This window comes from Reyranella sp. (genome assembly GCF_965279465.1).
Classification (GTDB): Bacteria; Pseudomonadota; Alphaproteobacteria; order Reyranellales; family Reyranellaceae; genus Reyranella.
The window spans coordinates 5,945,321-5,966,574 of the sequence record NZ_OZ257242.1; the positions used below are offsets into that span (position 1 = coordinate 5,945,321).

The window sequence follows — 21,254 nt, forward strand, 5'->3', positions numbered from 1 at the left end:
GCCCCGCTTTCACGGAGGAAGCGGGCCGTTTCGCACCATCGCCTCGATACGCCGCTGCAGCTCGATGAAGGAATAGGGCTTGCCGATGAACGGCGGGCCGCCCTCCCGGGCAATGCCCGAGGTCAGCAGCACCCTGATGTCGGGATACCCGCTGGCGATCCAGGCGGCAAGGTCGTTGCCATCGGCCGGACCGGGCATGTTGATGTCGCTGAAGACCAGCGCGATCGACTTGTTGGCGCTCAGCAGCTCGACGGCCTCTGCAGCATCGACGGCTTCGATCACCACGAAGCCCGCATCGCGTAGATGGGCGCAAACCGCCATTCGCAACACGACCTCATCTTCGACGACCAGCACCACCGGCGGCGCAGCCCCTGCCGGTGCTTGTGGCCCCGGCTGACATTCCCCGCTCATTTTTCACCACGTAAACTGACAACACGAAGCGCAGGAAATCCTTGGGGGCTGATCCCAAGCCGGCAATGACGCCGGCGGCGCATACTCTCTATTTTCCGGGGTGCGGCGCAACAACTTTGATTCCAGCCATCGGCCCGGGAACTCGCCATTGCCCGCCGCGTTAGCGCCGCAATGTCCCCTGTCCGTTCCGCCGCCGCAAAGCCGGCCTCGCCGCCCGCCCCCCTCATCCTGCTCGTCGAAGCCCATGCGCTCACGCGCATGGCCGTCGCGGGCTATCTGCGCGACTGCGGCTACCAGGTCGTGGAGGCCGACGGCGCGGCAGAGGCCAAGCGCCTGCTCGAGGCCGGCGTGGCACCCCAGGTCGCCTTCATCGATCTCGATATCAAGGACGAGATCGACGGCTTCGGCCTGGCACAATGGATCCGCGCGGTGAGGTCCGACGTAAAAGTGCTCCTGACCTCCGGCGCGCGGCGCACCGCTGCGACGGCAGGCGACCTCTGCGAGCAAGGGCCGTATCTCGCCAAGCCTTACGATCACCGCGACCTCGAAAGCCAGATTCGCCGTCTCCTCGCGACCTGACGTTCGCGGCGAGCACGGCTCTCCAGCCGCCCGGTGGCCTACTCGGCCGCCACCTCTTCCGGAATCCAGCTGCGCTTCTCGCCGGCGTAGAGCGCGCCGGGATTGCCGCGCACCGTCGTGCGCCACATCATGCGCTGCTCCTTTTCCGCGTCGTACCAGGTCGCGGTATGGATGAGGCAGCGATTGTCCCAGACCAGCACGTCGCCCTGGGTCCATTCGTGGACGTAGATGAACTCCGGGCGGGTGTAGTGGGTCATCAGCGCATCGAGCAGCCTTGCGCCCTCGCCATACGGTCCGGGCTCCAGGCCGACGAACGGCCCGTCGAACCAGTCCATCTGGCTGCGCTCGCAGAGATAGAGCGCCTTCCTGCCGGTGACCGGATGGGTGCGCACCACGGGCTGCGGCTGCGAGCGCTGGTGCGGCAGGATGGCGGGCGGAGTCTTGCCCGCTTCCGCGTCGGTACGGCCGCGGCCGGTGCCGGGCTGGCAATGCAGGCCCTGCAGGCTTTCGACCCTGGCCTTGAGATCGGCCGGCAGCGCGTCGTAGGCCAGCGTGCCCGAAGCGAAGATCGTCTGGCCGCGCTCCTTCGCCACCGGCGACACGGCGTAGAACAGCGAGATGTCGGGCGGCGGACGGCGGTAGCTCTGGTCGGTGTGCCAGCCCTTGCGATGCGGATATTGCACCGGGAACTTGCCGTCGGCCGTCAGCGGCGGCTCGGGCAGCGCCGGCGGCTGGCGGTAGTTCGGGATCATGTTGGTGACCATGAAGATCTCGGGCACGGTCTCATGCGCCTGGGAGGTTCTCGTCAGCAGCGTGCGGTAATCCTCGACCTCGAGGCCGAAGAGATAGCTCATCGTCACGAGGAGCTGAGGGTCCTCCGTGATCTCGCTGAGGCCCGGCAGCAGCAGCAAACCGCCAGCGTCGGCCAGCGCCTGCGGCAAGCCCTCGGGCATGCCCTCGCTCAGCGGCTTCGGCAGACGAACGGTGGCGCCAAAGGCGGCGCCGGGGAGTGGTCTCGCAACGTCGATGGGTGCAGTCATTGCTTCCTCTCTGCCCCATCGTAATTCAAAATCGATGCCGAATTGGGGAAATCGGAGGGAGAAAAATCATGAGACGCCTGATTGCCGGCCTCGCCGTGCTGGTCCTTGCTGCCCTTTCCGGCACCGCGGCGAAAGCCGACGCCTTCGAGGACATCCTCAAGAAGGGCACGGTGCGCATCGCCACCCCGCTCGACGTGCCGCCCTTCGGCTCCCAGAACGAGAAGCGCGAGCCCGAGGGCTTCGACATCGAGCTGGCCGGCATGGTTGCCAAGGCGCTCGGCGTGAAGCTCGAATTGCAGCAGGTCACCGGCGCCAACCGCATCCCCTTCCTTATCACCAACAAGGTCGACGTCGTGATCTCGGTGATGGGGCTGACACCCGAGCGCGCCAAGCAGGTCATGTTCACCTCGCCCTATGCCGACACCCAGCTCGCGGTGTTCGGGCCGAAGAGCGCCAAGGTGACGTCGGCGGCCGAGATCGGCAGCCTCAAGATCGCCGCCGCGAAGGGCACGACGCAGGAGCTGGCGCTGTCGGCGATGGCGCCCAAGGCCACCATCATGCGCACCGAGGACGACGCGACCGCCGCCGCCGCCTACGTCTCGGGCCAGGCCGAGCTTTTCGCCACCAACAGCCTGATCATCCCCGACCTGCAGAAGCGCAACCCGAACAAGGAGTTCGAGCTCAAGTTCACCATCCGCCGCAGCCCTGCCCACATGGGCGTGCGCATGGGCGAGCACAACCTGGTGCGCTGGCTCGACAGCTTCATCTTCTTCAACATGATGAACGGCGAGATCGACCGGCTGCACCAGAAGTACCTCGGCATGAAGCTCGCGCCGCTGCCGTCATTGTAACGCCGGGAGCGCGGCTCTCCAGAGCCGCTCATGGGATGGAACAATCCGAAAAAGAGCGGCTCTGGAGAGCCGCGCTCCCAGCCATGAGGGTTGAATGACCGAAATCGACTGGTCGAGGCTGAAGGCCTCGGAGATCAAGGGCCTCGCCCAGCGCAACGCCATCGTCATCGTGCCGATCGGCGCCACCGAGCAGCACGGCCCGCACCTGCCGAGCATGGTCGACTGGCGCTGCGTGCACGAGGTCTCGCACCGCGCCGCACGCATCATCGAGAAGTCGACGCCGGTGGTGGTCGCCCCGACCATCCCTTACGGCATGTCGGAGCATCACATGTCGCTGAACGGCACCATCACGCTCGACTACGCGACGATGTTCGCTGTGATCCGCTGCGTCGTGACCTCGGCGATCCGGCACGGCTTCAAGCGCATCTTCGTGCTCAACGGCCATGGCGGAAATACCACGGCGCTGCAGAACATGATCGGCGAGCTGACGGTCGAATACAAATTGCCGCTCGCCACCGGCACCTACTGGGACATCGCTGCCAAGTCGATCGCCGGCCTGCTCGAGAAGCAGAAGGCGCTGCTGCATGCCTGCGAAGCCGAGACCTCGATGATCATGGCGATGGCGCCGGAGCTGGTGAATCCCGACGAGCTGTCGCAGATGCACGGGCCCTACATCCCCGGCCTCGCCGCCATCCCCGGCGTCAACGAGGGCGTCTATCGCTGGCGCCAGCTTTCGAGCCGCTCGCCGATCGGCGTGATCGGGGATGCCTCGACCGCCAACGCCGAGAAAGGCGAGAAGCTGCTCGCCGCGATCTCGGCCGACGTGGCCGAAGCGTTGGTCAACGACCGTCTGTGGAGCGAGCCGATTTGAGCAAGACCGACTTCGCGGCAATGAGCCGCCTCTCGGCCGACATCGACCTGATGGCCGAGGGCAAGGCGACCGGCTTCGTGCGCGTGCCGCACTCGGTGCATCGCTCGGCCTATGGCTGGATCCCGATCCCGATCGTGCGCATCAGGAACGGCGACGGACCGCACGTGCTGATGCAGGCTGGCAACCACGGCGACGAATGGGAAGGCCAGATCGGGCTCGGCAACCTGATCCGTAGCCTCGAGCCGAAGGACATCAGGGGCCGGCTGGTGATCCTGCCGTCCGCGAATTTCCCGGCGGCGATGGCCGGCCAGCGCACCTCGCCGATCGACGACGGCAACCTCAACCGCACCTTCCCCGGCAATCCCGAGGGCACGATCACCGAGCAGATCGCGCACTTCATCGAGCACGTGCTGCTGCCCGGCTTCGACTACAGCTTCGACTTCCATTCCGGCGGCAGCTCGCTCGCCTACATCCCGAGCGCGCTAGCGCCGCGCCACGGCGACGAGGCGCGCATGGCGAAGGTGATCGGCATGCTGAAGGCCTTCGGTGCGCCGGTGAGCTACCTCGCGGCAGCGCCGCAGGGCGGCGGCCGCACCTTCACCTCGGCGTCATTCCGCCAGGGTGTCGTCTCGATGGGCACCGAGCTGGGCGGCGGCGGGCTGGTGACGCCGCACTCGCTCAAGGTGGCGCAGGACGGGATGCGCCGCGTGCTCGCCCATATCGGCCTGCTGCAAGGCGCCGTGCCCGCGCCGACGCCGACACGGCTCACCGAGCTGGGCGGCGATGACTATTACGTCTACGCCTCCGATGGCGGCCTGTTCGAGCCGCTGGTCGATCTCGGCGACGAGGTGAAGAAGGACCAGCCGGCCGCGCGCATCCACTTCCACCACACGCCGTGGCGCGAGCCGGAGACGCTCTTGTTCAAGCGCGACGGCCTGGTCCTGTGCAAACGTGTCCCCGCCCGCTGCGAGCGCGGCGACTGCCTGTTCCATCTCGCGACGGACCTGCCTCTATCCTGAGCGCGGCTGGGAGCGCGGCTCTCCAGAGCCGCTCTTCCTTCCCCATGCTACATCCCATGAGCGGCTCTGGAGAGCCGCGCTCCCGGCGACCTACCGGCACGCCCGGCAGGACAGCCTCGACGCCGTGCGCCGGCCGTCCTTGCGTGGCCGCGCGGCTGCGTGGCCGCAGACGGGGCAGCCGTCGATCTCGAAATCGATCCAGTGGGTCGGCGCCGCGCACGCCTCGCACGGCAAGCCGCGGCGCGAGTCGATCCAGCCCCAGCCCGGCGCGTGGCACTTCGGGCAGAGCGTCGCCAGGCGCCGGGCGAGCTTCCAGCCGGCGGCGCGCAGCACCTTCATGCGCAGCGGATTTTTGTGCGCGCGCATGTCGGAGTAGAGCACCGCGAGCCCGTCCTCCGAGCGCCGCGCCTCGCGGTCCATCGCCTCGATCACCGCCTCGACGGTCGCCAGCCCCTTGATCGGCTGGCTCATGTCGCTGCTGCAGACCACGAACACCCCGAACGCCGGGAAGCCCATCTCCGTCAATGCCCGCAGGCGCGCGGGATCGCCGGCCGCGAAACGCTGCAGCCGCCAGCTCGTGCGGTGCGTCGGCAGCGTCTCGACGTGGCGGATGCCGCGCGTGCGGTCGACGAAGGCGAGCAGCTCGACGCCGCCGGGATTGAGCGGCACCCGGTCGATCGGCCCGTAGCTGCCTTCGCTGGCGAGCGCGCAATCGAGGCCGGGCATCGCCTCGAACAGCATGTCGGCCTTGAGCAGCGCGGTCTCGACCAGCGCGTCGGGCCGGGGCACCTCGCCGGAGAAAGTGCCGAGCCTGTCGGTGTCGAGCGCCGGCACGACGAGTTCCGCGCCCAGCACGCGGCGGAAGGGGGGCGCCAAGGCCCGCTCCTTCTCGTGCATGGTCGCGAGCCCGATACGCTGGCCCGCATAAGGATGTCCGGCCACAGCGATGGACGGACGGGTTACTCCGCGGCTTGCGGCAGGGCCTGGCGCGCGAGCTGCTGCTCGACCAGCGTCGCCCAGTAGGACGCGCCGATCGGCAGGATCTCGTCGTTGAAGTCGTAGCCCGGGTTATGGACCATGCACGAGCCGGCGCCGTCGCCGTTGCCGATCCAGATGTAGCATCCCGGCCGCTTCAGCAGCATCCAGGCGAAGTCCTCGCTGCCCATGGCGGGCGTCGGGTTGCGGTTGACGTTCTCGGTCCCGACCAGCGCCGAGGCAGCGTGCGCGGCGAACTCGGTCTCCTTCGCGCTGTTGACGGTCGCGGGGTAGCGCCGCTCGTAGCGCCACTTGCTGACCTCCGCGCCGAAGCCCGCCGCAACGTTACGCGCGATCTTCTCGATCCGCGCCTCGATCATATCCTGCACCGGCTTCTTGAAGGTGCGGACGGTGCCGCGCAGCGTGCATTCCTGCGGGATCACGTTCCAGGTGTCGCCGGAATGAATCTGGGTCGTCGATACGACGGCGGTGTCCATCGGATCGATGTTGCGCGCCACGATCGACTGCAGCGCGGTCACGATGTGGGCGCCGATCACGACCGGGTCGATGCCATGATGGGGCATCGCGCCGTGCGCGCCGACGCCCTTCACCACGATCTCGAAGATGTCGTAGGCGGCCATCATCGGGCCCGGGCGGACGGCGAAACGGCCGATCGGCATGCCCGGGATATTGTGCATGCCGTAGACGCCCTCGACCGGGAACTTCTCGAACAGCCCCTCCTCGACCATCACCCGGCCGCCGCCCTCGTTCTCCTCGGCCGGCTGGAAGATGAAATAGACCGTGCCGTCGAAATTCCTGGTCTCGGCGAGATACTTGGCGGCGCCCAGCAGCATCACCGTGTGGCCGTCATGGCCGCAGGCATGCATCTTTCCGGGGATCGTCGACTTGTGATCGAAGGAATTGGTCTCGTGCACGTCGAGCGCGTCCATGTCGGCGCGCAGCCCGATGGCGCGGCCCGACTTGCCCGAGCGCAGCACGCCGACCACGCCGGTCTTTGCCAGCCCGCGATGAACCTCGATGCCGAAGGATTCGAGCTTGGCCGCGACCACGTCGGCCGTCCGCACCTCCTCGAAGGCGGTCTCGGGATGGCTGTGGATGTCGTGCCGCCACGCGGTCATGTCCTTGTGATACGAGGCGATGCGGTTGATGACCGGCATGCGGGTACTCCGGAAACGAATGATTGTTCGGCCGCGGATGGTACGGGAGCAGCCACGATGGTCAAGCGGGCAACCGCTGCAGCAGCTTTGCGCGGGCTCGGTGAATTTCCCGTCGAGCGAGCCGTCCTACGATTTCAACCGGCAGGACAAGCGCGCAGCCGCAAGAAAGAGATCCGTCGTTCGAGGTCGCCCCCTCAGCCCTCGCCGAGAGACCAGCGGGCAAGTTGGCGGGGCGCCATGCGGCCAATCATGCTGTGCATGAGCACAAGCTCGCGAACCGTCCACTCGATCGGCTCGATCCGCTGCTCGGGTACGAGATGGGCGTCGCGCAACAAGGTGACGTGCGGCGTGAAGGGCCGCGCCGTACCCGGCCGGCCGTCGAGCACGTCGCTCAACCGCTGTTGAAGGATATCGAGGCCCATCACCCCGTCTTCGCCACGCAGGACGAGTGCGCCATTCCGAAAGCTCTCCGCGCGATCGAAACCGACCGCGAACGACGGCATCACGATGCGCGCGACGCGCTCCTTCACGGACTCGATCCTCCCGAGCGAAAGATCGACCCCTTCGTCGATCCGGCACAACGCAACGTGGAAGTTCTCCGGCGGCAGCGGCTTGCCGGCGAGCCCATGGCTGATGCGGAGGTGGCGCGCCGTCTGGGCGATGCGCGCAGACGTTTCGGCATCCGGCAGCACCGCGAGAAACAGCCGTCCTCTCGGCCGGCCAACCAAGGCCTCCTGTCGCCGCCGAAGCCGGCGCATCATCAGGGCCGGCGGCTTTTCCTGTCCCGCGAACGACGTTGCGAACATGTGCTGCATGGGTCTCTCCTGCGTGCATGTTCACTATATGTTCTTTTCGATACAAAACAACCCCAGAATGGGGATTGTCATCGACGGCAAAGAACGAGGGCGGCGCGGGGCCGGGGTCCGAGGCTTACCAGCCCCACAGCAGGCGTCGCGCCACCCAGCCGCGGAGGCCGCCCTCGCGCTGCAGCTTGACCCAGTCGCCACTGTGCGTGAGCGTCTTCAGCACGTCGCCGTAGGCGAGCTTGGCGACGATCCGGCTGCTCATCGACGGCCCGCTGCGCATGTTGGCGATTTTGGCCTTCACGACGTGATGCGGCGTCTGATTGGTGAGCGGACGGTAGATCCAGCCGGTATCGTTCTCGAAGTCGGTCACCTTCAGCCAGCTTCCCCGGTTGCCGACGACCTTGAGCGGAAAGCCCGATCCCAGCTTCCACTCGGCAGGATGCTGCGTTCCGGCTCCCGAGCGCAGGTTCACATCGTCGCGGGACACGCTGACCATGCGCTGCGCGGCGGCTTCCGTTGCCGCCAGGAGAAGGAGCGCCGACAGGACATAGAGGGCGTGAGAGAGGACGCGGGTCATTCCCCGACTTTCGTCGAGAGGGACGGCGAACGCAACCCGCCAGCTCGCCGGCGCGCGTCTGGCGCCAGCGCCTGCCGGCACAGGGCACTCGAGCGTTGCCGCGCCTGTTCCCTACCCGATCGTGATCTCCGTCCCGCCCAGCCCCTCGAATTCCGTCCGCGCTACACCGGTACCGGGCAGGAAGGCCGGCGGATGGACCGACCCGGTGAGGATAAGGTCGCCAGCCTTGAGGTGCATGCCGTGCTTGTTGAGCGCGTTCGCGAGCCAGGCGAGCGAGATCAGCGCGCTGCCCATCACGGCCGTGCCGGCACCCGAGGCGAGCTGCTTGCCGTCGAGCAGCGAGCGGCCCTTGAGGTTGGGGAAGTCGAGCTTCTGCCACCCCGGGATCTCGGTGCCGACCACGCAAGCCGCCTGCAGCACGTCGTCGGCGATGCGGGCGGGCCCGGTCATCTTGGTGACGTCGGCATAGCGGTTGTCGACCAGCTCCATGCCGCAATAGAGGTTGGCGACATAGGCGCGGATGCTGTCGGCAGTGTAGGGCGCCGCACCGGCGGGCGCATCCTTGGCCATGCGCGCGACCAGCTCGGGCTCGATGCCGGGCTTGATCGGATAGCCCGATTCGAACACCGCGCCGCTCTGGCGGATGCCGCTCTGGTAGATGCCGGCAAAGACCGGGCCGGACAGCCGGAGCGGCTCGTATTGCGCCGGCAGGGTGAGCGCGATCTTCCAGCCGGCCATCTTGTCGGCGCCGCCCGCGGTCAGCTTGTCGTGCACGGCGAACTGGACCTTGTAGGCGTCCGCCTCGGACAGGCCGGAGCACGCCGCGGCGATGTCCATCACCTTCCTGGTGCGCCGGCCGGCGGCAATCTCGTCGGCGATGGCGGAAATTTGCTGGGCGTCCACGGGCGTTCCTCCGATGCTTTTACGCCGCAATCATAGCCGCTCAACCCGGCCGGGCGAAGGTGATGAGGCGGTGCCCTGCGAAATTGAACATTGGAACGACGACGAGGACCGCGAGGCTGATCAGCAGATAATGCACGCCCGCGCGCTCGAGCAGCCAGGCGATCAGCATGTTGAGGCAGAGGCCCACGGTATTGACGGCGAAGAACATCGCGGCCTTCGCGGGCGTCAGCCGCGCGCCGAAGCTCCACAGCGCATTGCCGACGAAGGACACCAGCGTCGCGAGCACGAAGGCGAGGAAGGCCCCGAGCAGCACGCGGCCGCCGAAGCCGTCGACCACCACCGCCATCACCGCGACGTAGGCGATGGCGGCGAATCCGCCGACGATGAAGAAACGAATGAGCTGGCGCGCGGTCGTGGCGGAGAGGCCGAACCACCCGAGGATACGGACGCCCAGCCCCTCCAGCCGAACCCACAACGCGCTCATGCTCTCCCGGACCGCGAGCCTCCGGCTCGCTCAGACTCATGAGCGAGCCGGAGGCTCGCGGTCCAGAAGAACATGACGCAGATCAGGCCGCCTTGGCCGTCGGCTTGCCGTAGAAGCTCTGGCCCTTGGCGGCCATGTCGCGCAGCAGCTTCGGCACCTCGAATTGCCTGCCGTACTTCTTCGCGAGCTCGTCGCACTCGGCAACGAACTGCTTCACCCCCACCTGGTCGATCAGGCTGATGGCGCCGCCGGTCTGCGGCGCGAAGCCCAGGCCCATGATCGAGCCCACGTCGCCGTCCTGCGGCGCGGTCAGCACGTTGCTCTCGAGGCAGCGCGCGGTGTCGACCGCCTGCACGTACAGCAGGCGCTTCTTGATCTCGGTCTCCTTGGCGCGCTTCTCCTCGCCCTCGCCGTACAGCAGCTTGGGATCGGCCGGGAAATGCTTCTGCAGGTCGGGCCACAGGCGCTTCTTGCCGTCGGCCGGATAGTCGTAGAAGCCCTTGCCGTTCTTGCGGCCGAAGCGCTCGAGCTTCTTGACCATCAGCTCGAGGATGTCGTCGCCGCCCGTGCCCTCGTACGTCTCGCCGGCCGCGGCCGCGTCGCGCCGCGTCTGGTCCATGATCTTCCACGACAGGTCGATCGCGACCTCGTCGTTGAGCGACAGCGGGCCGACCGGCATGCCGGCAAAGCGCGCGCAGTTCTCTATCATCGGTGCCGGCACGCCCTCCTTGAGAAGGCGATGGCCCTCGCTGATGAAGGCGCCGCAGACCCGGCTCGTGAAGAAGCCGCGGCTGTCGTTGACCACGATCGGCGTCTTGCGGATCTTCTGCACGAAGTCCATCGAGCGCGCGAGCGTCTCGGGCGAGGTCTTCTTGCCGACGATGATCTCGACCAGCGGCATCTTCTCGACCGGCGAGAAGAAATGCAGGCCGATGAAATGATCCGGCCGCGACGACGCCTCGGCCAGGCCGGTGATCGGCAGGGTCGAGGTGTTGGACGCGAACACCACCCCGGGCGCCAGCACGGCTTCGGCCTTCTTCGTTGCCTCGGCCTTGACCTCGCGGTTCTCGAACACCGCCTCGATCACCAGCTGGCAGTCCTTGAGCGCACCGAAGTCCGGCGTCGCGGTGACCTTGGCCAACAGCGCATCGGCCTTGTCCTTCGTGAGGCGGCCGCGCTTCACCAGCTTGCCAAGCTCGTCGGCGATATGCGCCTTGCCCTTGTCGGCAGCCGCCTGGTCGCGATCGATCAGCACGATGTCGAGACCGGCCTGCACCGAGACGGTGGCGATGCCCGCACCCATCAAACCGGCACCGAGCACGCCGATCTTGGTGTAGTCCTGCTTCGCCACGCCCTTCGGACGTCGGGCGAGCTTGTTGGCCTCCTGCAGGCCGAAGAACAGCGTGCGGATCATGCTCTTGGCGACCGGGTCGCGCAGCAGCGACACGAAGTACCGCGTCTCGACCTTGAGCGCCGTGTCGAACGGCAGTTGCAGGCCCTCGTAGACGCACGACATGATCGCCTTGGGCGCCGGATACACACCGTTGGTCTTGCCGGCGATCATCGCGTTGCCGCCGATGAAGGTCTGCACGCCGACCGGGCCCCACACCTGGCCACCGGGGAAGCCTGGCACCTTGAAGCCGGGCTTATCCCACGGCTGGACTGCGCGCGCGTCGATCGGCTTGGCGCCCTTGCCGGCGTACGCCGGCACCACCGTCTCCTTGGACTCGGCCGTCAGCCACGCCTTGGCGCGCGTGAGCAGCTCGCCGGCCGGCACGACCTCATGGATCAGTCCCATGCCCTTGGCCGTCTCGACCGGCAGGTCCTTGCCCTCGAGCAGGATCGGCGCGGCATTCATCACGCCGATCAGGCGCGGGATGCGCTGCGTGCCGCCGGCGCCCGGCAGCAGGCCGAGCTTGACCTCGGGCTGGCCGACCCTGGCCTTCGGGCTGGCCGCGGCGATGCGGTAGTGAGAGGCGAGGCAGATCTCGAAGCCGCCGCCCAGCGCCGTGCCGTTGATTGCCGCGACGATCGGCTTGCCGCCGGTCTCCTGGCTGCGGAACAGCTTCTGCAGCTGGCTGAACTGCTCGGTGAGCTTTGCCGCATCCGAGGTGTCGGCGTTGAGCAGCATCTCGAGGTCCGCGCCGGCGATGAAGTCGGCCTTGGCGGAAGTGACGATGATGCCCTTCACCTTCTCGTCCTTGAGCGCCGTCTCGAGCGCGCCGGCATAGGCGGTGATGGAGCCTTCGTTCAGCACGTTCATCGTGCGGCCCGGCATGTCCCAAGTGATGGTGGCGATGCCGTCGGTATCGACGTTGTAGTTGATCATGGTGGGTCTCCGAATTCTTCGCGTAGCCACCCTTCGAGACGCCTCGCTACGCTCGGCTCCTCAGGGTGAGGTATTTGTCCGATCCAACCACCACCTCACCCTGAGGAGGCCGCGAAGCGGCCGTCTCGAAGGGTGGGCAGCGTTCGAGGTGCCTACACCCGCTCGATGATCGTGGCGGTGCCCATGCCGGCACCGACGCAGAGCGTGGCGAGGCCAGTCGACAGGCCGCGGCGCTCCATCTCGTCGAGCAGAGTGCCCAGGATCATCGCGCCGGTGGCGCCGAGCGGATGGCCCATGGCGATCGCGCCGCCGTTCACGTTGATCTTGTCGTACGGCATCTTGAGCACCTGCATGTAGCGCAGCACGACGGCGGCGAACGCCTCGTTCAGCTCGAACAGGTCGATGTCCTTGACGTCCATGCCGGCGCGCTTCAGCGCCCGCTCTGAGGCCGGCGCCGGGCCGGTCAGCATGATCGCCGGCTCCGAGCCGATCGACGCGAACGAGCGGATCCGGGCGCGCGCCTTGAGGCCGGCCTTCTCGCCGAACTCCTTGGTGCCGATCAGGATGGCGGCCGAGCCGTCGACGATGCCGGACGAGTTACCGGCATGGTGGACGTGCACGACCTTCTCGATCTCGGGATAGCGCTGCAGCGCCACGGCGTCGAAGCCCGGCATCGCCTCGCCCTGCATCTTGAAGCTGGGCTCGAGTGCGGCGAGCGTCTGCATGGTCGTGGTCGGCCGCATCAGCTCGTCATGGTTCAGAAGCTCGACGCCGTTCTGGTCCTTCACCGGCACGATCGACTTCTTGAAGTAGCCGGCATCCCACGCAGCCTTGGCGCGCTTCTGCGATTCGACGGCGTAGGCGTCGACATCGTCGCGGCTCATGCCGTACTTGGTGGCGATCACGTCGGCCGAGATGCCCTGCGGCAGGAAGTACATCGGGATTGCGACCGCCGGATCGACCGGCCAGGCGCCGCCGTCCGAGCCCATCGGCACGCGGCTCATGCTCTCGACGCCGCCGCCGATCGTGGCCTGGCTCTGGCCCGACATGACCTGCGCCGCCGCCATGTTGGTCGCCTCCAGGCCCGACGCGCAGAAGCGGTTGACCTGCACGCCCGGCACCGTCTCGTCGAAGCCCGCGCGCACGGCGGCGGTGCGGGCGATGTCCGCGCCCTGCTCACCGACCGGCATGACGCAACCCAGCACGACATCGTCGACCAGCTTCGTGTCGAGGTTGTTGCGGTCACGCAGCGCCTGCAGCGCGGTAACGGCCAAGCGCACAGGCGTGACCTCGTGCAGCGAGCCGTCCTTGCGGCCCTTGCCGCGCGGCGTGCGGACGGCGTCGTAGATATATGCGTCGGTCATGGTGTCTCTCCTTCGAATCCTTGAAAGATGGGGATCCCTCGCTCCGCTCGGGATGACACGGTTGGTGTTGCACCACCCCGGTGTCGTCGCTCGGAATGACACGGTCGGTGTCGCACCAACCCCGGTGTCATCCCGAGCGCAGCGAGGGATCTTTGCTCAGAGCGTGCGCCCTATCAGTTCCTTCATGATCTCGTTCGTGCCGCCGTAGATCTTCTGCACGCGCGCGTCGGCGTAGAGCCGCGCGATCGGGTACTCCCACATGTAGCCGTAGCCGCCGAAGAACTGCAGGCACTCGTCGATCAGCGCGCATTGCAGGTCGGTGGCGTGATATTTGGCCATCGCCGCCGTGGCGACGTCGAGCTCGCCCTTCAGGTGCTTGGCCGTGCAGTCGTCGACGAAAGTGCGACAGACCAGCGCCTTGGTCTTCAGCTCGGCGAGCTTGAAGCGGGTGTTCTGGAAATCGATGATCGGTTTGCCGAACGCCTTGCGCTCCTTGACGTAGGCGAGCGTGTGCTCCATCGCCGCCTCGATGGCGGCAATCGCCTGAATGGCGATGACCAGCCGCTCCTGCGGCAGCTGCTGCATGAGCTGGATGAAGCCCATGCCGGTGCCGTCGCCCAGCAAGTGATCCGCCGGGACGCGCACGTTGTCGAAGAACAGCTCCGACGTGTCCTGCGCCTTCATGCCGATCTTCTCGAGATTGCGGCCGCGCTTGAAGCCCTCGGTGCCGCGCTCGACGACGATCAGCGACGTGCCCTTGGCGCCGAGCTTGGGATCGGTCTTGGCGACCACGATCACGAGATCGGCGAGCTGGCCGTTGGAGATGAAGGTCTTCGAGCCGTTGATCACCCAGTGATTGCCGTCCATCACCGCAGACGTCTTCACGCCTTGCAGGTCGGATCCGGTGCCGGGCTCGGTCATGGCGATCGCCGTCAGCAGCTCGCCCGAGCAGGCCTTGGGGATCCAGCGCTTCTTCTGCTCCTCGGTGCCGTAGCGGAGCAGGTAGGGAACGACGATGTCGTTGTGCAGCGAGAAGGCCGGCCCGGACGCGATCGCCCGCCCCTGCTCCTCGATCAGGATCGCGCTGTAGAGGAAATCGGCGCCCGCGCCGCCGTATTCTTCCGGCATGGCCGTGCACAGTAGCCCCTGCTCGCCCGCCTTGCGCCACAGCTCGCGCGGCACGATGCCCTCCTCCTCCCACTGCATGTGGAAGGGCGTGACTTCCTTCTCGAAGAACCGCCGGCAGGTGTCGCGGAACATCTCGTGTTCGGGCGTGTAATGAGCGGCCAGTGCGGTCACGAGCGGGTTTCCTCTGGAGGTGTCGGGGCCTGTCTTGCGCAGACTTTGAGCCGGCGAACGTGGCTCCGCCAGTAAGGGTTAGGTAGTTTACGTTTACGTAAAGGTCAATCTCAAAGACCTTGTTTCGATCGTCCGTTCTTCAGTCAGCAAGATGACGTGCCGGATCTTGCGACGTGTGGCGCACACGCAAGACCTGGATTTCGCGAGCATGATCGTCGACGGCGTAGAACACGATGTACGGGTACCGCACGATCGGCAGCTCTCGAACGCCGGGAACTTCACTTGGCCGGGAGCTACTGGGAAAGTGAGCGATCCTTTCGACTCCACGGCGGATCGCCTCGCCTACACGACGAGCTGCGCCGGGATTGCGAGCAGCGAGATAACTCAAGATGGCGTCGAGCTGTTGGACGGCTTTCGGCAGGTAGCGAACCCTATAGGCCATGCTTCGCGTACATTGCCTCCACCTCGGCGTCGCTGGCGAACTCGCCACGCTGCGCGGCAGCGAGCCCTACCTCCAGCTCGACCCGCTCTTCGGGTGAGAGCCGGGTCTGCGGCTGTTCCAGCAGTCGAAGCCGCTCCATAAGCTCGGCAGCAAGCAGGTCCTGTTGCTCGATGGACACGTTGCTGACGGCCTCCAGTGCCTGCTGCATGCGCTTCGAAAGCGATCCCAATGTATATCCTCCCAAGCGAGCTGTTCATGATGCCATGAAGACATCGGCTCGCGCCAACTTTCACCAGCCGTGGCAAATGCCACAACTTCGGCTGCGCTTGGGTTAAGCTTCGTCCTCGACACCAAGCGAAGAAAGGGTCCCGTCATGACCATTCCTCCTCGTGCAGACGACACCCGGCTGAAGCAGCTCTTCCCCGAGGTTACGGACGATCCGCCGCCGCGCACGTTCGAGCTCGGCATGGTGCTGGGCGGCACCGTGTCGGCCGGCTCCTATACCGCCGGCGCGCTGGACTTCCTGCTCGAGGCGCTCGAGGCCTGGCATGCCGACCCGCAGGCGCCGCATCGCGTTGTGATCAAGACGGCGGCAGGAACGTCGGGCGGTGCGGTGTGCGCGTCGATCCTCGGCCTGCTCTCCAGTCGCGTCGTGCCGCACGTGTCACAGGACGCGACGCCGCCCGGCCAGGAAGCCAATCCGCAGGCAACCAACAATCCGCTCTGGGATCTCTGGGTGAACGACTTCCAGATCGCGAAGCTCCTGCAGACCGACGATCTCGGCGAGGACGCCGATGCCGGGTCAGGCATCCCGCCGGCCACCCCCGTCCAGCACGTTCCCGCCCTGATCAATTGCAGGATGATCGACGAGTCCGGCGCCAAGCTCGCGATGATCGGCACCTCTCCCGCCACGACGCTCGGCTACTTCGCGGCGCCGTTCCGCGCCGCCGTCACGTTGGCCAACCTGCGCGGCATTCCCTACCAGGTCCGCGGCATCCCCTCGATCATGGATTTCACGGGTGCGGCCTTCGTGCAGCACGACGATTTCGCCTGGTTCGCCTTTCCCAACGGCGCCTTGCCGCAGCCGACGGCGACATCGATCGGCAAGCGCGAGGACGAGTTCTGGCTCGACGACGGCAACGCCGGCGCGGGCTTCGCCGGCTACGGCGTGCTGGTTGCCTATGCCACGGCGAGTGCCGCGATGCCGCTCGGTTTGGCCGCCCGGGCGCTCGTCCGCCCCGCCGAGCATTATCACTACCGGCCGCAGGTCCATGCCCTGCCGGAGGCGCCCTGGCGCAAGGTGCGCTGGCCCAACCCGGGCTGGTCGCACCTGACCGCGACCGAGGAAACGGGCATCTACACGCTCACCAGCGTCGACGGCGGCACCTTCAACAACGATCCCGTCGCGCTGGTCCACACCGCGCTCGCCGGCGTGATCGGCCGCAACCCGCCCGACAGCTCCAGCGCCACGCGCGCGATGTTCATGATCGATCCGCTGGCCGACAAGCCGCAGCCGATCGGCAATGTCGGCAAGAGCCTGTTCTCGGTCGTCAAGAACATCGTCCCGACCTTCATCGCCGAAAGCCGCTACCAGACGGCGGACATGGAGCTGTTCGCCGACGACGACGTCTACAGCCGCTATCAGCTCGTGCCGTTCCGGCCGCAATCCGCCGACGGGCCCGCCAAGGTCGGCGAGCCGGCGCTCGCCGGCACGTCGCTGTTCGCCGCCGCAGGCTGGTGCTGCCGCGCCTTCCGCGCCCACGACTTCCTGCTGGGCCGCCACAACATGCAGGCCTACCTGCAGCGCGAGCTCATGCTCAAGGCCGACAATCCGCTGTTCGACGGCTGGACGATCGACCAGCGCAAGGACTTCGCACGCGACGGGAATTCCGAGCGGATCGATGTCGAGGCCGGCACGCCGCCGAAGGACTACTATCTGCCGATCCTTCCCGACGTGACTCAACGCGGGCCTCTCCCCCTGCCGGCATGGCCGAAAGGTCAATACGACCCGGACACGCTGACGCCGATGCTGAAAAACCGCCTGAAGGCGGTGGTCGACAAGCTGGTCGACGACAACCTGACAGGCGCCCTGCCCTTGCTGCTCAAGATCCTCGCCGTGCCCAGGGTGGTCGACACCCTCGCCGACGGCATCGTGAGCGACTTCAAGAAGGAGCTGACCGAGGCCGGGTTGCTGTAGGCCATCCGCTCACGGCGAACCGCGGTTGTTCTGGCCGCGGTCGTGCGTGGCGTAGCGCCCGTCGGCGCCCGGAAAATCCTTGCAGGCCGTGAGCCCGAATGCTGCCGCCAGCAGAAGAAATCCGAACATGCAACGAGTGGCGAAGGCGCTCACGGATTTCTCCTCCGGCATGAGACAGCGGCCGGACGCTTCCCGGTCCCAGCACCTGACGTAGGTCACATCCGCCCGTCATCAAGACAGGACGAAAGCGCGCAGATGACCAAGGCCCGCGCAGGCCGCGCCACTAAAGGCGAACGTGAATTCGCCGAACGATCAGGCACGGGCCGATGTCGCTACTCCGGCGTCGTCGCGCTCATCCCCAGCAGCGCGCGGCGGCGCAGCCATTGGCTCGGACGGTAGCGGTCGTCGCCGGTGATCGCCTGGAGCTGCACCAGAATCTCGTGGCAGTCCTTGACGCCCAGCCAGTCGGCGAGCGCCAGCGGCCCGCGCGGATAGTTGAGGCCGAGCGTCATCGCAGTGTCGACGTCGGCGGCCGAGGCGATGCCGATCATCGCCATCTCGCAGCCGAGGTTGGCGATCATCGCGACCATGCGCTGCGCGATGAAGCCGGGCGAGTCCTTGATCAGGGTCACCTTGGTGCCGGCCTTGGCGAACATCGCTGCGGCCGCGTCGCGCACCAGCGGGTCGCCGTTCGGCGGCATCATGATCGTGATGCGCTTGTTGGCGTCGCCGGTAAGGTCGACCGCGACCGTGCGCGTCGGATCGATCTCGCGCTCGATCGCGGTGGTCGTGGCATCCTTGCCGATCGGCGCGACCAGGATCGGGCTCTTGCCATCATCGGCCGCGAGCATGTTGCAGCCCGCCGCGACGAGGAGCGCGATCAGCTTCTCGTTGTGGCTGTCCATCACCACTGCGCTCGGCGCCGGCTGCACCGACGGCAGATGATCGGCGCCGGGGTCGACCTTGGCGCCCTTGGCGTCGTAGCCGTACCAGCCGCCGCCGGTCTTGCGGCCGAGCTTGCCCGCCGCATAGAGGCTCTCGTGATACGGGCTCGGCGTCATGCGACGGTCGTGGAAGAAGCCTTCGTAGATGATCTTGCGCGCCGGGAAGTTCACGTCGATGCCGGTGAGATCCATCAGCTCGAACGGGCCCATGCGGAAGCCGCAGCTGTCGCGCATCACGGCGTCGACGGCTGAGACGCTCGCCCTGCCCTCCTGGTAGATGCGCAGGCCTTCGGTTCCGATCGCCGTGCCGCCGAGATTGACCAGGAAGCCCGGCGTGTCGCCCACGACGACCGGCACGCGGGTCTGGCGCTTGCCGATCGCCACCATGGCATCGACCACCCACTGCGCGGTGTCGGCGGCGCGGATGACCTCGACCAGCTTCATCAGCGGCACGGGATTGAAATAGTGCATGCCGCAGACGCGGTCGCGGTGCTTCAGCGCGCGCGCGATCGAGGCGATGCGGATCGACGACGTGTTGGAGGCAAGAATGCAGTCGGGCGCGACGACGGCCTCGAGCTCGCCGAACAGCTTCTGCTTCACCTCGAGGTTCTCGAACACCGCCTCGACGACGACATGGCAGCCCTTGAGGTCCTCGAGCGCCTCGGCGATGCCGAGGTTCGCCTCGGTCTTTGCGAGGTCCGCGTCGGTCAGCCGTCCCTTGGCCACGAGCCCCTTCAATGTCTCGAGGATGCCGGCCTTCGCCTTGGCCGCTCCGCCCGCAGCAGCATCATACATGATGGCCTTGATGCCGCCCTGCGCCGTCACCTGCGCAATCCCGCGCCCCATCGCGCCCGTGCCGACCACGCCCACGGTGAGATCGGAGCGGTTGATGTCGAGAGTCATCGTCATGTCCTCTATTTCTTCTTCGATCTTGCGCACGGTCGCCGCAGACGCGACCGTCTTAGCAGGCCGGGACCGCGTCCCTCCAGCGGCGTGTCATCGCTGGGAGCGCGGGTCTCCAGACCCGCTCAAGTTTCTGAGCGGGTCTGGAGACCCGCGCTCCCAGCGATGATCAATCTTTGGCGGCGTAACCCGCATCCTTCAACCCGCCCTTGATCTCGTCGAGCACGACCGGGTCCTCGATGGTGGCGGGCATCGTCCAGGGCTGGTTGTCGGCCATCTTCTGCATGGTGCCGCGCAGGATCTTGCCGGAGCGGGTCTTGGGCAGGCGCTGCACGACCAGCGCCGACTTGAAGAAGGCGACAGGGCCGATGCGGTCGCGCACCATCCGGACCACGTCGCCGACGATCTCCTCGTTCGGCCGGTTGACGCCGGTCTTCAGCACCAGCAGGCCGAGCGGGACCTGGCCCTTCAGCTCGTCGGCGACGCCGATCACGGCGCATTCGGCGACGTCGTTGTGGCTGCCCAGCACTTCCTCGATCTGGCCGGTCGAGAGGCGATGGCCCGCGACGTTGATCACGTCGTCGACCCGCGTCATCACCGAGACGTAGCCGTCCTCGTCGATGAAGCCCGCGTCGCCGGTTTTGTAGTAGCCGGGGAACTCCGTCATGTAGCCCTGCTTGTAGCGCTCGGCGGCGTTCCACAGCGTCGGGAAGGTGCCCGGCGGCAGCGGCAGCTTCGCCGCCAGTGCGCCGACCTCGCCCGGCTTCATCGGCCGGCCCTGGTCGTCCATCACCTCGAGCTTCCAGCCGGGCGACGGCACCGAGGTCGAGCCGAGCTTGACCGGCATCGGATCGAGCCCCTCGAAGTTGCCGCAGATCGCCCAGCCAGTCTCGGTCTGCCACCAGTGATCGACGACGCGCACGCCGAGCAGCTTCTGCGCCCACTCCACGGTCGGCGGATCGCCGCGCTCGCCGGCAAGGAACAATGTGCGGAAGTTCGACAGATCGTACTGCTCGAGCAGCTTGCCGTCGGGGTCCTCGCGCTTGATGGCGCGGAACGCGGTCGGCGCGGTGAACAGCGCCATCGCCTTGTGCTCGGAGATCACGCGCCAGAAGGCGCCGGCGTCGGGCGTGCCGACCGGCTTGCCCTCGTAGAGGATCGTGGTCGCGCCGTAGATCAGCGGGCCGTAGACGATGTAGCTGTGGCCCACCACCCAGCCCACGTCCGACGCGCACCAGTAGACCTCGCCCGGCTTCACGCCATAGAGGTTCTTCATCGACCAATGGAGCGCCACGCAGTAGCCGCCGGTGTCGCGCACCACGCCCTTCGGGTACCCGGTCGTGCCCGAGGTGTAGAGGATATAGAGCGGATCGGTCGCCTGCACCGGCACGCAGCCGTGCGGCGCGGCGCCCTTCACCGTCTCGACCCAGTCGAGGTCGCGGCCGGCAATCATCGTTGCCTCGCCCTCCGGGCGTTGCAGAAGGATGACACGCGGCACCTTGTGCGTCGCCATCTCGATCGCCTGGTCGAGCAGCGGCTTGTAGTGGACGATGCGGTTGGGCTCGATGCCGCACGACGCCGTCAGCACGAGCTTGGGGTTGCAGTCGTCGATGCGGCTGGCCAGCTCCTTGGCGGCAAAGCCGCCGAACACGACGGAATGCACCGCCCCCAGCCGCGCGCAGGCAAGCATCGCCATCACCGCCTCCGGGATCATCGGCATGTAGAGGATGACCCGGTCCCCCTTGCCGACGCCCTGCGCCGCGATCATGCCGGCAATCGCCGCCACGCGGTCGCGCAGCGCGCGAAAGGTGAAGCTCGCCTTGGTGCCGGTAACCGGCGAATCGTAGATCAGCGCGGTCTGCTCGGCGCGGCCACCCTCGACATGCCGGTCGAGCGCGTTGTGGCAGGCATTGAGCTCGCCGCCCCTGAACCAGCGATAGAACGGCGGGTTGCTCGAATCGAGCACGGCGTCCCAGCGCCTGCTCCAATCGATCGCTTCGGCCTGCACTGCCCAGAATCCTTCCGGGTCGTTCAACGAGCGCGCATGCAGCGCTCGGTAGATGTCTCCCGTCGCCATCGTCT

At 67.0% G+C, this 21,254-nt stretch carries 21 protein-coding genes; 5 read left to right on the forward strand and 16 right to left on the reverse strand.

Translation table 11 applies throughout. The annotated features are described in order from the left end of the window. Positions 1–9: 9 nt before the first annotated feature. Positions 10–411, reverse strand: coding sequence for a response regulator (locus tag ACQY8M_RS28980; RefSeq protein WP_428663230.1), 402 nt, complete (start codon positions 409–411; stop codon positions 10–12). A 171-nt stretch (positions 412–582) separates the two neighbouring features. Here ACQY8M_RS28980 and ACQY8M_RS28985 point away from each other — a divergent pair, with 171 nt between their 5' ends. Continuing rightward, positions 583–990, forward strand: a complete 408-nt coding sequence (locus tag ACQY8M_RS28985) for a response regulator (protein ID WP_428663233.1) — start codon at positions 583–585, stop codon at positions 988–990. A 38-nt stretch (positions 991–1,028) separates the two neighbouring features. Here ACQY8M_RS28985 and ACQY8M_RS28990 read toward each other — a convergent pair whose 3' ends face one another. After that, positions 1,029–2,030 (reverse strand): TauD/TfdA dioxygenase family protein, encoded by a 1,002-nt coding sequence (locus tag ACQY8M_RS28990; RefSeq protein ID WP_428663236.1) that lies wholly within the window; start codon positions 2,028–2,030, stop codon positions 1,029–1,031. Between the two features lie 68 nt (positions 2,031–2,098). Between ACQY8M_RS28990 and ACQY8M_RS28995 the strand changes: the two genes are divergently transcribed. The 3 genes from ACQY8M_RS28995 to ACQY8M_RS29005 all read left to right on the forward strand — a co-directional run bounded on the left by ACQY8M_RS28995 (position 2,099) and on the right by ACQY8M_RS29005 (position 4,771). Continuing rightward, positions 2,099–2,881, forward strand: a complete 783-nt coding sequence (locus tag ACQY8M_RS28995) for a transporter substrate-binding domain-containing protein (RefSeq protein ID WP_428663239.1) — start codon at positions 2,099–2,101, stop codon at positions 2,879–2,881. A 94-nt stretch (positions 2,882–2,975) separates the two neighbouring features. Further along, entirely contained in the window at positions 2,976–3,752 is a 777-nt protein-coding gene (locus ACQY8M_RS29000) for a creatininase family protein (RefSeq protein WP_428663242.1), read from the forward strand. Further along, positions 3,749–4,771: a succinylglutamate desuccinylase/aspartoacylase family protein gene (locus ACQY8M_RS29005; RefSeq protein WP_428663245.1), complete on the forward strand. Its 1,023-nt coding sequence runs from the start codon at positions 3,749–3,751 to the stop codon at positions 4,769–4,771. The genes ACQY8M_RS29000 and ACQY8M_RS29005 overlap by 4 nt, the downstream gene beginning before the upstream one ends. A 90-nt stretch (positions 4,772–4,861) precedes the next feature. Here ACQY8M_RS29005 and ACQY8M_RS29010 read toward each other — a convergent pair whose 3' ends face one another. From ACQY8M_RS29010 to ACQY8M_RS29060, 11 genes are all read right to left on the reverse strand, one after another. Beyond that, positions 4,862–5,647: a DUF6671 family protein gene (locus ACQY8M_RS29010; RefSeq protein WP_428663248.1), complete on the reverse strand. Its 786-nt coding sequence runs from the start codon at positions 5,645–5,647 to the stop codon at positions 4,862–4,864. Between the two features lie 83 nt (positions 5,648–5,730). Next, positions 5,731–6,924, reverse strand: a complete 1,194-nt coding sequence (locus ACQY8M_RS29015; RefSeq protein ID WP_428663250.1) for a M20 aminoacylase family protein — start codon at positions 6,922–6,924, stop codon at positions 5,731–5,733. 194 nt (positions 6,925–7,118) lie between these two features. After that, entirely contained in the window at positions 7,119–7,739 is a 621-nt protein-coding gene (locus ACQY8M_RS29020; protein ID WP_428663252.1) for a 2'-5' RNA ligase family protein, read from the reverse strand. Positions 7,740–7,854: 115 nt separating this feature from the next. Then, positions 7,855–8,307 (reverse strand): SH3 domain-containing protein, encoded by a 453-nt coding sequence (locus ACQY8M_RS29025; protein ID WP_428663255.1) that lies wholly within the window; start codon positions 8,305–8,307, stop codon positions 7,855–7,857. A gap of 111 nt (positions 8,308–8,418) precedes the next feature. Continuing rightward, on the reverse strand, positions 8,419–9,210 hold the full coding sequence (locus ACQY8M_RS29030; protein WP_428663257.1) for a 2-keto-4-pentenoate hydratase: 792 nt from the start codon (positions 9,208–9,210) through the stop codon (positions 8,419–8,421). Positions 9,211–9,250: 40 nt separating this feature from the next. After that, positions 9,251–9,694, reverse strand: coding sequence for a GtrA family protein (locus ACQY8M_RS29035; protein WP_428663259.1), 444 nt, complete (start codon positions 9,692–9,694; stop codon positions 9,251–9,253). Positions 9,695–9,776: 82 nt separating this feature from the next. Continuing rightward, a complete protein-coding gene (locus ACQY8M_RS29040; RefSeq protein ID WP_428663261.1) occupies positions 9,777–12,023 on the reverse strand; it encodes a 3-hydroxyacyl-CoA dehydrogenase NAD-binding domain-containing protein in 2,247 nt (748 codons plus the stop codon). A gap of 152 nt (positions 12,024–12,175) precedes the next feature. Beyond that, the gene (locus ACQY8M_RS29045) at positions 12,176–13,387 is read right to left on the reverse strand and encodes an acetyl-CoA C-acetyltransferase (protein ID WP_428663263.1); all 1,212 of its coding nucleotides are present in this window, start codon (positions 13,385–13,387) and stop codon (positions 12,176–12,178) included. A gap of 156 nt (positions 13,388–13,543) precedes the next feature. Beyond that, positions 13,544–14,647 (reverse strand): acyl-CoA dehydrogenase family protein, encoded by a 1,104-nt coding sequence (locus ACQY8M_RS29050; RefSeq protein ID WP_428675533.1) that lies wholly within the window; start codon positions 14,645–14,647, stop codon positions 13,544–13,546. A gap of 178 nt (positions 14,648–14,825) precedes the next feature. Beyond that, complete coding sequence (locus tag ACQY8M_RS29055; protein WP_428663266.1) at positions 14,826–15,128, reverse strand: type II toxin-antitoxin system RelE/ParE family toxin; 303 nt, start codon at positions 15,126–15,128, stop codon at positions 14,826–14,828. Beyond that, complete coding sequence (locus ACQY8M_RS29060; RefSeq protein ID WP_428663269.1) at positions 15,118–15,357, reverse strand: hypothetical protein; 240 nt, start codon at positions 15,355–15,357, stop codon at positions 15,118–15,120. The genes ACQY8M_RS29055 and ACQY8M_RS29060 overlap by 11 nt, the downstream gene beginning before the upstream one ends. A gap of 144 nt (positions 15,358–15,501) precedes the next feature. On the opposite strand from ACQY8M_RS29060, the gene ACQY8M_RS29065 reads away from it, so the two are divergent. After that, entirely contained in the window at positions 15,502–17,325 is a 1,824-nt protein-coding gene (locus tag ACQY8M_RS29065) for a hypothetical protein (protein ID WP_428663271.1), read from the forward strand. Positions 17,326–17,334: 9 nt separating this feature from the next. Here ACQY8M_RS29065 and ACQY8M_RS29070 read toward each other — a convergent pair whose 3' ends face one another. From ACQY8M_RS29070 to ACQY8M_RS29080, 3 genes are all read right to left on the reverse strand, one after another. Next, the gene (locus ACQY8M_RS29070) at positions 17,335–17,478 is read right to left on the reverse strand and encodes a hypothetical protein (RefSeq protein ID WP_428663273.1); all 144 of its coding nucleotides are present in this window, start codon (positions 17,476–17,478) and stop codon (positions 17,335–17,337) included. Positions 17,479–17,657: 179 nt separating this feature from the next. After that, entirely contained in the window at positions 17,658–19,178 is a 1,521-nt protein-coding gene (locus ACQY8M_RS29075) for a 3-hydroxyacyl-CoA dehydrogenase (protein WP_428663276.1), read from the reverse strand. A gap of 163 nt (positions 19,179–19,341) precedes the next feature. Continuing rightward, positions 19,342–21,249 (reverse strand): propionyl-CoA synthetase, encoded by a 1,908-nt coding sequence (locus ACQY8M_RS29080; protein WP_428663278.1) that lies wholly within the window; start codon positions 21,247–21,249, stop codon positions 19,342–19,344. Positions 21,250–21,254: the final 5 nt, after the last annotated feature.

What these genes read in the sequence shown, in the direction of transcription:
- ACQY8M_RS28980 (WP_428663230.1), bottom strand. Translation starts at nt 411, where the DNA reads ATGAGCGGGGAATGTCAGCCGGGGCCACAAGCACCGGCAGGGGCTGCG.
- ACQY8M_RS28985 (WP_428663233.1), top strand. Translation starts at nt 583, where the DNA reads ATGTCCCCTGTCCGTTCCGCCGCCGCAAAGCCGGCCTCGCCGCCCGCC.
- ACQY8M_RS28990 (WP_428663236.1), bottom strand. Translation starts at nt 2,030, where the DNA reads ATGACTGCACCCATCGACGTTGCGAGACCACTCCCCGGCGCCGCCTTT.
- ACQY8M_RS28995 (WP_428663239.1), top strand. Translation starts at nt 2,099, where the DNA reads ATGAGACGCCTGATTGCCGGCCTCGCCGTGCTGGTCCTTGCTGCCCTT.
- ACQY8M_RS29000 (WP_428663242.1), top strand. Translation starts at nt 2,976, where the DNA reads ATGACCGAAATCGACTGGTCGAGGCTGAAGGCCTCGGAGATCAAGGGC.
- ACQY8M_RS29015 (WP_428663250.1), bottom strand. Translation starts at nt 6,924, where the DNA reads ATGCCGGTCATCAACCGCATCGCCTCGTATCACAAGGACATGACCGCG.
- ACQY8M_RS29020 (WP_428663252.1), bottom strand. Translation starts at nt 7,739, where the DNA reads ATGCAGCACATGTTCGCAACGTCGTTCGCGGGACAGGAAAAGCCGCCG.
- ACQY8M_RS29025 (WP_428663255.1), bottom strand. Translation starts at nt 8,307, where the DNA reads ATGACCCGCGTCCTCTCTCACGCCCTCTATGTCCTGTCGGCGCTCCTT.
- ACQY8M_RS29035 (WP_428663259.1), bottom strand. Translation starts at nt 9,694, where the DNA reads ATGAGCGCGTTGTGGGTTCGGCTGGAGGGGCTGGGCGTCCGTATCCTC.
- ACQY8M_RS29040 (WP_428663261.1), bottom strand. Translation starts at nt 12,023, where the DNA reads ATGATCAACTACAACGTCGATACCGACGGCATCGCCACCATCACTTGG.
- ACQY8M_RS29045 (WP_428663263.1), bottom strand. Translation starts at nt 13,387, where the DNA reads ATGACCGACGCATATATCTACGACGCCGTCCGCACGCCGCGCGGCAAG.
- ACQY8M_RS29050 (WP_428675533.1), bottom strand. Translation starts at nt 14,647, where the DNA reads ATGTTCCGCGACACCTGCCGGCGGTTCTTCGAGAAGGAAGTCACGCCC.
- ACQY8M_RS29055 (WP_428663266.1), bottom strand. Translation starts at nt 15,128, where the DNA reads ATGGCCTATAGGGTTCGCTACCTGCCGAAAGCCGTCCAACAGCTCGAC.
- ACQY8M_RS29065 (WP_428663271.1), top strand. Translation starts at nt 15,502, where the DNA reads ATGACCATTCCTCCTCGTGCAGACGACACCCGGCTGAAGCAGCTCTTC.
- ACQY8M_RS29075 (WP_428663276.1), bottom strand. Translation starts at nt 19,178, where the DNA reads ATGACGATGACTCTCGACATCAACCGCTCCGATCTCACCGTGGGCGTG.
- ACQY8M_RS29080 (WP_428663278.1), bottom strand. Translation starts at nt 21,249, where the DNA reads ATGGCGACGGGAGACATCTACCGAGCGCTGCATGCGCGCTCGTTGAAC.